Here is a 12,338-nt window from a genome sequence, read left to right as displayed (position 1 = left end):
CCTTGAATTAAATTGATTTCTCGAAATCGTTTAGTCAAACAAGATTTTATATTTTGAGAATAAACTTCTAATATAAGGAGAATTCCTGGAAAACATTTTAGTTCCAACAATTCCTATTTTTACATTGGAACATTCAAAACAAATTTCATAAACTCCAATAGCTTTTCCATTAGGGTTGTAGAAAATAACTGCATGTCGGGGAATATAACACATGTTTACGATATCACTGTCATCACCATTGAACATTTCTTTCATTGCTATTTTAGTTTCAGTACTGTCCAAAAACACCTCGTTTTGAATGAATTCAATGTCTACTCTATAAAAGCGGCTTTGGAAAATTTTATATGCTGAACTTGATTTATTTTCAATTCTACCATCAATGATAATAGACTCTCTATGGATTGAATTTTTTTTCAACCATTTCTTTCTACTCTGATAGAATTTTTTGTTTTTCAAAAACCTATAATAATCACCTTGAAAGTATTTCTTTTTAATTTGAACTATTGAAATTTTTGAAACATCTTCATTTAGAAATTTACCATAAACATCTTGAAGTTCACTAGATAGATTTGTTTCAATACTTAAGTCAAAGTTTTCCACAAGGATTTGCGAATACAAGTTGAATGAATAAAGCAAAAGCAGAATAAGTCTATATTTCATTGTTTGACATTTCAATTGTTGAACTTGAATGTTTAATTACAGAGTGATCATATCGATAAAATCAGTGATACCAATAACTATCCCCTTAAAATCCTGTAGGTTTGGGAAGAGGTACATACTCATTTTCATCTCCTTTAACTTTTGGAAAAGCAGATAAATTTTGATTTTTCCAATCTTCTTTTGCTTTTTCTATTATTGCTTTGTCGGAATTAACGAAGTTCCAATGAATATATCTTTCCTCTTCGAATGGATGTCCTCCGAAAATATAAACTGTTGAGCTGGGTTCCAACTCAAATGAACAGAGCGTGCTGTCTTTGGCGATGAGTATTTGCTTAGGTTCATAATTATAACCATCAGCATTAATACTACCTTCAAGAATATAAAGTCCACTTTCTCCATACAGATCATCTCCTATATTTATGGTCTTTTTTTCTTTACTTTTGATTTCTATAAAATACAATTCACTGTGAACAGAAATTGGAGAAGTTTTACCAAACGCTTTTCCTGCAATTAATTTATAGTCGACTCCATCTTCTGTCCAGTTCGGTATATTTTCCTTTTCAATATGTTCAAAAGTAGGTTCAGTTTGCTCTAAATTTTTAGGTAAAGCAACCCAAATTTGGAACCCATGAATTGTTTTTTCTACAGTTCTTAAATGATTAGGAGTTCGTTCAGAATGTACGACACCTTTTCCTGCTGTCATCCAGTTTACAGCGCCTGGAGTAATTTCAATAGATGAACCCAAGCTGTCTTTATGCATGATTGATCCTTCAAATAAGTATGTCAAAGTTGAAAGTCCAATATGTGGATGCGGTGGCACATCTAGGTGTTCGTCCTTTCCTAAATGCTCTGGTCCCATATGATCGATAAATACGAATGGTCCAATTGCTCGTTTACGTTTAAAAGGTAGTAGTCTGCCAACCATGAAATTACCAATATCTGCAGCCCTTTCTTCAATAATTAATTCTAAATTTGACATAAGCTCAATTTTATGATTCTAATCTATATAATTCTATAATTACACTTAATTAATCTGTAATTATGTAATTTACAACTGTCTATTCTATTTTTTACAAGAATGGATCTTTTATAAGTTAAGTGTATTTTTAATTTACTTCCTAATATTTTTTACTTCGTAAGCTTCTGTAAATACCAGTTCAACTTTATGAAACCAAATTTATAACATAGGCTAAGTTATCATAATTTAATTGTATTATTCTCATTCTAGAAGCAAAATAAATTGTATAATATGTTCCTGCAGAATTAGCAGATAGGATCAATGTTTAATTTTATTTATATCACAATTTACTTTTACATTTGTTGAACTAAAATGAACAATAATTAGTTGTGCTTATTTCTGAATCCAAAAAGAATAAGTAATTAGAGTTAAGGTAATAATTGGGCGGTTAAAAGGTTTTAATTAGCATTAATTGATTTTCCGGTATGCTTTTCTAGCTTCCGTTACAAACAAACTACCAGGATAGTCCCTCATCAATTGAAAGTAGAATTCTGCTGCTTTTTTGTTATCAAAAATATGATTTTCATATATCTGTGCAATTTGGTATAATGCATCGTCAGCTAAAATGTCATCTCCGTGTTTTTCAACAATTTCTTGCAATAAAGTAATGGCTGTATTCCATTCCCCTTTAAAGCGAAATGCCTGAGATTTTCTCATTAAAATTTCATCTTTTAAATTGTGATCTGGAAAAATATCTGTGATGGAGTCATACATTTTAAAGGCCTCATCATATTTATGTTGCTCCAACAATAAGTCAGCTTTAGCAAATTGAGACATTGCAACATAATTTGAATCCAAACCCAGATTATCGGTTATTAAAATAGACAAATTCATTGCGTCATTAGCAATGAGTCGGGTAGTGGCTTCTTTTAAAACATCCAGTTGGGATTGAGCAAATATAAAATCACCATCATAATAGAATATTCTTGCATTTTTAAATTTAGCTTCTTGTCCAATTGGTTCAAATTTGAATTGTTTTTCAACTTGCATATAGAGCAATGAAGCATCCCAAACGTTATTGATCAATACCATAACATCAGCCATCAATAACTTGATCTTTGCTTCTTCTACATCATTGTATTTAGGCAATTCTAAAGCTTTTTCTAAAGTTAAAATTGCAGAATCCGGTTGTTCACCATAATATGCTTGAATAAATGCCAATTCTCTAATTATTGGAAGGGCTTTTCCGTTTTCTGGCATGCGCTCAAGCGTTGTTTGATACTCTTGAATTGTTTCGCTAACTTCTTGTGAGGAATAATTTCTCAATGTGGTTATTTCCATGTAACGCGTATTCAAAAGCAATTGCTCAGCAGCATAATAATATGGCTTATCTATTCCTAGGTCAATTATATACTTGAATGCAGCTCTTGCTGTTGAAAAATCGTTGTTTTGACTCGCTTGGTTTCCAATTTTAAAAACTTCTCTTCCATCATTGGCTGTTCGTTTATCTAAAGCTTTGGATTGAACTAAAGCAGCAGGAAAATTACGTTTTTGAACAAATGCCCAAACCAATAGTTCCGAGTATATGGCGTCATTTGGATTTTTCTGAATCTTTCGGATTAATTCATTTTGAAACATTTTGAATCTTTCATTATTTTCATCATCAAAGTCAATCATGCGAGGGATGAGGATTTTTAGTGAAGAAATCATTCCAGGATTATAATCCAACAAATCAATATATTGTTGAATCATTTTTTCTGTTTCATTTAATGCACCATAAACTTCAGCAAATTGAATATTCAATGGATAGTTTCCATTTAGTACTTGATTCCCTTTTTCTAAAGTTTGCAAAGCCAAATCATTCTTGCCTAAATTTGAAAAAGCTTTCTGTAAATCGATAATCACACGCGGATTAGCATTTAAGTTGTTGATTAAATCCTGATAAGTTTTCTCAGCTTTTTTTAAGTTCCCTTGAATTTCATATTCATCACCTAATTCAACTTGATAACTATGTATGTGGGGATGATAAGAGATCTGTTTTTCTATTAATTGAATTACTTCCTTGTCTTGTTCCGATTCTTTCAAGCAAGATAAATATCGTTTGTAAATGAATTCGTTGGGGTTGTTACTGTATATTTTTTCAAAATATGGTATTGCTTTTTCACAGTCACCTTCATTAAAGTAATAATTAGCTAATTGTTCGTCGGTGTTTTGACTAAGAACAATCGAAAGTGAAAAAACAAAAGCGATATTTAAGAATAGTTTAATCATTTGGAAGGTTCTGTAAAGAATCACCTATGTTTTCGATTATAGGGTGTAAAGAGTCATATCTGTCATAATACAAGGCAGTTGTTTCGATGTAGTAGGAGAGAACCTGCTTTATTTCACTAATTTTTGACTTTTCATAATTAATAAACTCTTCATATTTGTCTCTATCATTTACACCATTTTCAATATCATGTTTTAAATCGTCAAGTTTAATTTTAACTTCAGGAATCGTTTGCTTTGCTTTAGCTAAATTTCCAGAATTTTTTGAAATTGCTTTTCTTATCTCTTTATAAGAATTCATTTGGTCTGCCAAAACGTAATCTATGGTGTCAGGCATGTAATTATTTTTCACTTTTAGAATGGTTTCACGCACAGAGGTCACAATATCTTTTGATCCATATCTAGTGGTGTCATTGGCAACCGTTTCAAGACTATCTAATGTGTTTTCCATTTTGTCAATTTCCGACAATAGCTCTTTTTTGTTCTCATTTTTACAGCTTGTAACTGTCAATGAAAGCCCCATAATTGCAACAAAATACCATTTCATATTAATTCAATTTTTATTTATCCAAACTTACGAAAAAACATTGCTATTGACAAGTGTAAATTATTTCCAAAAAAAAAGCTGCTCCAAATGGAACAGCTTATAATATTTGTTTGAAAACTTTGGTTATTTAAGCTTTCTAGCTACTTCTTTTTCTTCGTAAGCTTCGATGATATCACCTTCTTTAATGTCATTGAATTTTTCAATATTCAATCCACATTCGTAGTTGTTTTTCACCTCTTTTACGTCGTCTTTGAATCGTTTTAAAGAACCAAGTTTACCTTCGTGGGTTACAATTCCATCTCTGATCAAACGTATTTTTGAATTACGTTGAATAATACCTGAAGTTACATAACAACCTGCGATTGTTCCAACTTTTGTAATGTCGAAGGTTTCTCTTACCTCTGCAGTACCAACAATTTCTTCTTTGATGTCTGGAGATAACATTCCTTCCATTGCAGATTTCAGTTCTTCGATGGCTTTGTAGATAATAGAATACAATCTGATATCGATTTGCTCATCATCTGCCAATTTCTTAGCTGAAACGGTCGGTCTAACTTGGAAACCAATAATTATTGCATCAGACGCAGAAGCTAAATTCACATCGGCTTCAGTAATTGCACCTACGGCTTTGTGAACGATGTTTACTTGAATCTCTTCAGTTGATAACTTCAATAATGAGTCAGATAATGCCTCGATAGAACCATCCACATCACCTTTTACGATGATGTTTAATTCTTTAAAGTCACCAATTGCTAAACGACGTCCAATCTCATCAAGAGTAATGTGTTTTTGAGTACGTAAACCTTGCTCTCTATAAAGTTGTTCTCTTCGAGATGCAATATTTCTTGCCTCACGCTCATCATTCATGATATAGAACTTGTCACCTGCACTTGGCGCTCCATTGATACCTAAAATAGATATTGGAGTTGATGGAGGTGCAACATCAAGGTTTTTACCTTTCTCATTCAACATTGCACGAACTCTACCTGTATGTTTACCAGCTAAAATAATGTCTCCAATTCTCAAAGTACCAGCTTCAACAAGCATGTTAGTAATGTAACCTTTTCCTTTATCAAGAGATGATTCCAATACTGTACCGATTGCGTTTTTGTTTGGATTCGCTTTCAATTCAAGTAAATCTGCTTCAAGGATTACCTTTTCAAGTAATTCTTCGATGTTTTTACCATGTTTAGCTGAAATTTCCTGACATTGATATTTCCCACCCCATTCTTCAACAAGAATGTTCATTTGAGAAAGTTGTTCTTTAATTTTATCTGGATTTGCTCCTGGTTTGTCAATCTTGTTGATTGCAAAAACCATAGGTACGTTTGCAGCTTGAGCGTGAGATATTGCCTCTTTTGTTTGTGGCATCACGTCATCATCTGCGGCTACAATAATAATTGCGACATCCGTCACTTGAGCACCACGGGCTCTCATTGCTGTAAAGGCTTCGTGACCTGGAGTATCAAGGAAAGTTAATTGTTTTCCTTTTAATTTTACTGAGTATGCACCAATGTGCTGTGTAATACCACCCGCTTCACCATCAGCAATTTTTGCTTTACGGATATAATCCAATAAAGATGTCTTACCGTGGTCAACGTGTCCCATTACCGTAATAATTGGTGGACGATCAACTAAATCTTCTGGATTATCCTCTTCAACTTTAATTGCATCTTGAACGTCTGCCGAAACAAATTCTGCTTCAAATCCGAATTCTTCTGCAACAATTTGAATTGTTTCAGCATCTAAACGTTGATTGATAGAAGCAAATATTCCTAGTGACATACAAGCAGAAATAACCTGAGTTGGTCCGACATCCATCATTGAAGCTAATTCTGAAACCGAAACGAATTCAGTAAGCTTTAAAATTGATTGTTCTTTTTCTTCTTGTTCTAATTCTTTCTCACGTTTTTCAGCATAAGAATCTCTTTTGGCACGTCTGTTTTTAGACCCTTTAGATTTTCCACCACCAGATAAACGTGCTAGTGTATCCTTAATTTCTTTTTCAATATCCTTAGCAGTAACCTCTTTTCTTGGTTCAGGTTTTTTCTTACCTCTTCCTTTAGCAGGTACTACGTCTCTTCTTGGACCTTTGTTCGGAGTTGAAGCTGTTCCAGGTTTCTTTGGATCAACTTTTTTGATACGCTTACGCTTTCTTTTATTGTCGTGTTCCTTTTTCTTAGGCTCTTTTTTCTCAGGTAAAACAATTTTACCAACAACAGTAGGTCCAGCTAATTTTGTTCTTGAAACGGAAATCAAATCAACTTTCTTCTCCTCTTTTTTAGGTTCAGGAGTTTCAGCAGCTGGTTTTTCTTCAACTTTCTTTTCAACTTTCTTTTCGGGAGCAGGAGTAGGTTTCGGATTATGCTTTTTCACATTTTCATGCTTCTTGGCAGTTGGTTTATCGTCTTTTTTCTTCTCCTTTTTCTTCTTATCAGGACGCGTGCGTGTGTCGATGTTAGAAAGATCTATTTTACCAATTACATTAAGTCCACCGCTTCTTTCGTCATTAGACTTAGGGTCTTCCTTAATTAATTTTGGTGCTTTATCCTCTTTTTCAACAGGTTTTTCAGCTACAGGTTCTTCTTTCTTTTCTTCTTCAACAGGCTCTTCCTTCACTTCTTCTTTAACCTCTGCTACGGGAGCTTCAGTTACTTCAGGTTTAGGTTCAGGCGCTTTAGGAGGTGCAGTTTCTTTTTTAGGAATTACGATTTCTTCATCGTCTTCTTCCTCTTGTTTAGAACTTTCCTCTTCTTTTGTTTTCAAAGAAACAGTTTTCCTTTTTTCGCGTTTTACTGTTGTTTTCTCCGCTTCTTGTTTAAGCGATTGATCATCAGCAAATTGTTCACTCAAAATCTCATAGTGCTCAGGCTCCAACTTGGTGTTAGGGCTTGAGTCTATTGAAATCTCTTTGGTTTTCAAGAATTCTACTAACGTAGATATTCCTACGTTTAATTCTCGTGCAACTTTGCTTAATCTTTTTACTTTACCGGCCATATATTACGTCCTTCCTATTAATCTATTATTCTTTATAAAACGCCTAAGTTAAGGTTTGTATTGAATCTATTCAAACTCTGACTCCAAAATCTTAAAGACTTCGCGAATTGTTTCCTCTTCTAAATCAGTTCTTTTTATCAATTCTGCCACATCCAACTCAAGTACAGACTTCGCTGAATCGCAACCTATTGCTTTCAACTCATCAATAATCCAGCTGTCAATCTCATCTGCAAACTCTTCTAAGTCAACATCTTCAACGTCCTCAGCACCTTCTCTATAAACATCTATTTCGTATCCCGTTAGGCGGCTTGCCAACTTGATATTAAATCCTCCTTTACCAATCGCTAAAGAAACTTGATCATTTTTAAGATAAACGTTTGCGCGTTCTTCTTCTTCAAGTAATTCTACCGATGTAATTTTTGCTGGTGAAAGCGCACGTTGAATATACAATTGCATATTGTTGGTGTAGTTAATTACATCAATGTTTTCATTACGTAATTCACGAACAATACCATGGATACGAGATCCTTTCATTCCAACACAAGCACCAACAGGGTCGATTCTATCATCATAAGATTCAACCGCTACTTTAGCACGCTCACCAGGAACACGTACGATTTTCTTAATAGTAATTAAACCATCAAAAACTTCTGGTACTTCCAATTCAAATAAACGCTCTAAAAATTCCGGAGCTGAACGAGATAGGATAATAACAGGAGTACTGTTTCTCATATCTACCTTCGACACAACTGCGCGAACAGGTTCTCCTTTTTTGAAATAATCTGAAGGAATTTGCTCTGATTTTGGTAAAATCAACTCGTTTCCTTCGTCATCCAAAATAAGGATTTCTTTTTTCCATACTTGGTAAACTTCACCAGTGATGATGTCTCCAATACGGTCTTTGTAAATTTTGTATAATTGATCTTTCTCTAATTCAAGAATTCTAGAAATCAAGTTTTGACGCAAAGAAAGAATATTTCTTCTTCCAAAATCTTCAAATTTAATCTCCTCAGAAACATCCTCTCCAACTTCAAAATCTGGTTCGATTTTTACAGCTTGAGAATATGCAATCTCGATATTAGGATCTTCAACCTCTCCATCTGGAACAATTTCCTTGTTTACCCAAATTTCGAAATCACCTTTATCAATATTGATAATAACGTCACAATGCTCGTCAGTACCGTATTTTTTCTTCAAGATAGTACGAAATACGTCTTCTAGAACACGCATCATTGTTTGTCTATCTATACTTTTAAATTCTTTGAATTCAGTGAAAACTTCTATTAAGTTCATACTATTCATGAGTTCATTTTTTAAATGATATTACAATTTTTGTTTCCTTAATCTCTTCGAAAGTGAAGTCGTATTCACGAACAACAATTTCCTTTTTCTTTTTACCTTCAACACGTTCTTTCGAAGTAGTCTCTAGTTTAATTCCGTTTTCATCAACATGTTTTAACACGCCTTCAACAGTATTGTTTTTTTCTTTCAGCTGTACCTTAACTTCGTTTCCGATGTTTTTAGTGTATTGTTGTAAAACACGAAATGGCTTATCTAAACCTGCAGAGGATACAGAAAGTTCAAAATCCTGTTCTTCTCTGTCTAAATTGTGCTCAATGTTTCTTGAAACGGAAACGCAATCATTAATGGCTACATGCCCTTCTTCGGTGTCTAGCTCTACATGAATAACATTCTTTGAAGAGATCGAAATCTCAACAATGAACAAGCCTTTATCAAGCTCGTTTATTCTTTCTATGGCCAACTCTTCTATTACTTTTTTCTTCAGCATACCTACAAAAAGAGGGGACAAAATGTCCCCTCGTTCTATTAATTTTACATATAAAACAGTGCAAATGTAATTAAATTATTTCGAATTCCAATATTATTTTTTTACTTGCCATCTTAACGTGGTGTTAATATTGTCAAAAAGTTCTATTTTCTGTTTCTGGGATTTAAAAATTATAAGAAAGTCCAACCTTGAAATATAGAATGTTTCTCATGGTTTCTCTGGCTAATCTACTTTTCATATAAGAAGGGCTATAAGTTAAAAAATTGATAGATCCTGTATAATAATCATAATAAAAAGGGGAGTATGGGTCTAAAAATGTACTATATATTCCAAAGTTGGTTGTTACACCGAGGTCTAAATTAAGATTTTCTGTTAGCATTTGACGATAGGTATAGTTTACTGAAAAACGCATGAAGTGCATGGGTATTTTATAATCAACTGTGGTGTAAAGTTGATCTAGTTCTGTTTCACTATTTCCATCATCGGAGTTATAATTATTTTTAATAAAAAACAATCTTGGACCATATTGGAATTGCAGCAAATGCTTGTTTGGAGCAATAGATTGTCCTAAAAAAATCCCGAAAGAACCTTGAATTTCAATAATGTTATATACAGGGTTAACTATATCGTATTCTGGGTTAAGTTCATGTTCGAAAGCAGTGATATGATGTTTTTGATAACTGAAATCTACTCCCAATAAAATTCTATTTCTTACGAGTCGACCATAAAATAAATTTAACATCAAATTTACTTTTTGTTGTTTAACAACTAGCTCATCGTTATTATCACGTTCATAATAATATGTTCCATATTCTGAATCGCTAACAAATGAAGGGATTTTGTTATCCATAATAGTTGCTTTTAAACGAGGGTTTCCATTGAGATGGATAGCAAATATATTCCTGTTACCAAAAAAGTAGTCATATTGAGACCACAATTGAAGTGAAGAACATATTATTAGACTAAATACTATAAATATTTTTTTTAGAGTCACAATATTTATTTTAGTTGGTTGAAAATAAGGTGTGTAAATCCTTCAACAGAGATCTTATTTAGTTTGTATTTGGAAATGTAATTTCGGGTACTATAAATATTACCTGTTTTGAGTTCAATATAACTGGCATTTCCCGAAATAGCTTTGTCGGTTAATTTATTGTAATAATAATCTCCAGAAATCAATAAGAGTTGTGGATTGTCATATTTGGCAATAATTGATTTCATTTCTTCATAATCCACCAATAAATTTTTAAAATCTTTATTTTTCGAATTTGAAAATTGAATTATGTAAGATATGAGTATACTTACTTCATTGTGTTTTTCTGTAGTGAAATCTTCAACTTCCAGATTATCTCTTAATTTTAATCGTTCTTTAGGAGCATGTCTATCTACGCCTCCTTTTAAATATTCATAGAACAACAAAGTAGATTCCAAATCAAAATCTCCATTTTTTTTAGCTTTCAATTTTGGGGTAATTAAGATAATATCTCCTATCAATTTGTTATCATCATCTGAATTAGACTTTTTGTAACTAGAAGTTCTTGAAAGTACGAGCTTTTCTTTTTCTTCCTCGATTGTTTTTTTGAATTCCTCATCATTCACAAGATCGTGCAAAAGAAAAAGAGAGAAAAATTGTTCTTCTAAATGGCTTTCGTTTACAGAAATTACTTGCTCTTCCCTAATTCGTTTAATTCTATCATATTTGGATTCATTTTCTGGAACAATCGTATCAATATCAGCAATTGTATCATTCAAACTAAGTTCAAAATCTAAATTAGCTTGTGTATAAGATTTACTTTTTAATTCTTCAAATTTGAAATTTCTAACATGAGCTAAATTTTCAATGCTTTCTTTTTTAATTTCTTTTAACCTTTCTGATGCTGGAAATTCTAGACAAACATCTTGAACGATTCTGATAGTCAATAGAGCCATTTCTTCTTTATTCAACTTTTTGAAAAAGCCATAAAGAAGTGATAATTGGCCTTCTATTTCATCATCATCTTTAACAACACTTCTTAAGCTTCTGCCAACAGAAATTTGATTCATTGTTGCCCAAGTAAGTGCTTTACTTGTTTGCAAATATTCATTGTTAGGAAATGTTTTTTCTAAGATATAAATTTCATAAAGAGCTTTTAAATAATTGCCTACCAATATATTTTCTCTAATAGACTCGAATCGGGCAATATTTTGAACGTGCTTAAATTCTTCTAAAGCAATGAAGTTAGAATTGGCTTTCCAATTGTCATATTTCTTGATTTCTTCTGATATGGCATCTCTTCTCTTTCGAATATTTGGATGGCTACTTTTACTGTCATCATAGTCTTCAAAAGCTAAAATTGGATTCGCTGCTTCAGGGAAATAAGATTGAGGTATAAAAGCATCATTTTTAGCAAAGAAAGTGCTATCAATATTGATTTCGTCAAACGACAAGTAGGAATACATTAAAACATCAAAAACGACGTTTACTTCTTTGTCTGAATAACCGGCTGCATGATAAAATTTTAAAGCATTTGCATCAGCTTCAAACTCATGATCTTTTGAAAGTAAAACCATGTCCTCATAAGATGAAGTTGGTTCTAATTCTTGTTCTTTAGATTTTTTAAAAGATTTTTGAAGGTGTTTTTCTTGATAGTGAACAATTTCATGAGAAATTACATAAGCCAATTGTGCCTCGTTTTCAATTTGAGAAAGTAAACCAGTTGTAATAAAAATAATACCTGGATCAGTACATAAAGCATTTGTGGTATTAGTTTTGATTACATAAAACTGCAGTTTTCTTTTTAAACCCGGTTCGTTTTCCAACAATTTATCCGCTACTTTATTTACGAATTTAGTCATTGGGTCGCCATATAGAATATGCCCAGAATTTAATAAAGAATTAACAGAGTAGTTTGTATATAATGCATATTGTTCTCTGTCATTTTTCTCAATATCCTTAGATGATTCAACACGTTCTGCAACTTTATCCTTAAATGAAGTTGTGAAAATAGTAGGAGGTTCTCCAACAGATTGAGTTGTCTTAAAGTTGGAAAAGGAATCCTTTTGTGCAGTTAAGAACGATGGAATAAAAATCGTAATTATGCAAAGTGTTTTTAAAAAATTGTAATTCATTCCTATGATAG

Annotated in this window: 9 protein-coding genes; all 9 read right to left on the bottom strand. The window is 32.5% G+C overall.

Annotated elements, in window-relative coordinates; genetic code table 11:
- Positions 1 to 30 precede the first annotated feature (30 nt).
- The 9 genes from C6368_RS07070 to C6368_RS07030 all read right to left on the bottom strand — a co-directional run bounded on the left by C6368_RS07070 (position 31) and on the right by C6368_RS07030 (position 12,327).
- Positions 31 to 660, bottom strand: coding sequence for a hypothetical protein (locus C6368_RS07070; protein ID WP_159038484.1), 630 nt, complete (start codon positions 658 to 660; stop codon positions 31 to 33).
- 85 nt (positions 661 to 745) lie between these two features.
- A complete protein-coding gene (locus C6368_RS07065) occupies positions 746 to 1,639 on the bottom strand; it encodes a pirin family protein (RefSeq protein WP_107038489.1) in 894 nt (297 codons plus the stop codon).
- Positions 1,640 to 2,086: 447 nt separating this feature from the next.
- Positions 2,087 to 3,889, bottom strand: coding sequence for a tetratricopeptide repeat protein (locus tag C6368_RS07060; protein WP_107038488.1), 1,803 nt, complete (start codon positions 3,887 to 3,889; stop codon positions 2,087 to 2,089).
- Positions 3,882 to 4,433 carry a hypothetical protein gene (locus tag C6368_RS07055; RefSeq protein WP_107038487.1) on the bottom strand — a complete coding sequence of 184 codons (552 nt, stop codon included), beginning with the start codon at positions 4,431 to 4,433 and terminating at the stop codon, positions 3,882 to 3,884. Before C6368_RS07055 ends, C6368_RS07060 begins: the two co-directional genes overlap by 8 nt.
- A 123-nt stretch (positions 4,434 to 4,556) precedes the next feature.
- Positions 4,557 to 7,430 carry a translation initiation factor IF-2 gene (gene infB / locus C6368_RS07050; protein ID WP_107038486.1) on the bottom strand — a complete coding sequence of 958 codons (2,874 nt, stop codon included), beginning with the start codon at positions 7,428 to 7,430 and terminating at the stop codon, positions 4,557 to 4,559.
- A 66-nt stretch (positions 7,431 to 7,496) separates the two neighbouring features.
- Entirely contained in the window at positions 7,497 to 8,732 is a 1,236-nt protein-coding gene (gene nusA, locus C6368_RS07045) for a transcription termination factor NusA (protein WP_107038485.1), read from the bottom strand.
- 4 nt (positions 8,733 to 8,736) lie between these two features.
- The gene (gene rimP, locus C6368_RS07040) at positions 8,737 to 9,219 is read right to left on the bottom strand and encodes a ribosome assembly cofactor RimP (RefSeq protein WP_107038484.1); all 483 of its coding nucleotides are present in this window, start codon (positions 9,217 to 9,219) and stop codon (positions 8,737 to 8,739) included.
- Positions 9,220 to 9,382: 163 nt separating this feature from the next.
- Positions 9,383 to 10,069 (bottom strand): hypothetical protein, encoded by a 687-nt coding sequence (locus tag C6368_RS07035; RefSeq protein ID WP_107038483.1) that lies wholly within the window; start codon positions 10,067 to 10,069, stop codon positions 9,383 to 9,385.
- Between the two features lie 149 nt (positions 10,070 to 10,218).
- Positions 10,219 to 12,327: a M48 family metallopeptidase gene (locus tag C6368_RS07030; RefSeq protein WP_159038483.1), complete on the bottom strand. Its 2,109-nt coding sequence runs from the start codon at positions 12,325 to 12,327 to the stop codon at positions 10,219 to 10,221.
- Positions 12,328 to 12,338 lie beyond the last annotated feature (11 nt).

The organism is Brumimicrobium mesophilum, from assembly GCF_003025005.1.
GTDB lineage: Bacteria > Bacteroidota > Bacteroidia > Flavobacteriales_D > Crocinitomicaceae > Brumimicrobium > Brumimicrobium mesophilum.
Note: the sequence above shows the minus strand (reverse complement) of the source record. Positions and strands in the feature narration are given on the sequence as shown.

Bases quoted from the DNA above. Each gene is read 5' to 3' on its own strand.
- C6368_RS07030 (WP_159038483.1), bottom strand. From the start codon at position 12,327: ATGAATTACAATTTTTTAAAAACACTTTGCATAATTACGATTTTTATT.
- C6368_RS07060 (WP_107038488.1), bottom strand. From the start codon at position 3,889: ATGATTAAACTATTCTTAAATATCGCTTTTGTTTTTTCACTTTCGATT.
- C6368_RS07070 (WP_159038484.1), bottom strand. From the start codon at position 660: ATGAAATATAGACTTATTCTGCTTTTGCTTTATTCATTCAACTTGTAT.
- nusA (WP_107038485.1), bottom strand. From the start codon at position 8,732: ATGAATAGTATGAACTTAATAGAAGTTTTCACTGAATTCAAAGAATTT.
- rimP (WP_107038484.1), bottom strand. From the start codon at position 9,219: ATGCTGAAGAAAAAAGTAATAGAAGAGTTGGCCATAGAAAGAATAAAC.
- C6368_RS07055 (WP_107038487.1), bottom strand. From the start codon at position 4,433: ATGAAATGGTATTTTGTTGCAATTATGGGGCTTTCATTGACAGTTACA.
- C6368_RS07035 (WP_107038483.1), bottom strand. From the start codon at position 10,069: ATGGATAACAAAATCCCTTCATTTGTTAGCGATTCAGAATATGGAACA.
- C6368_RS07065 (WP_107038489.1), bottom strand. From the start codon at position 1,639: ATGTCAAATTTAGAATTAATTATTGAAGAAAGGGCTGCAGATATTGGT.
- infB (WP_107038486.1), bottom strand. From the start codon at position 7,430: ATGGCCGGTAAAGTAAAAAGATTAAGCAAAGTTGCACGAGAATTAAAC.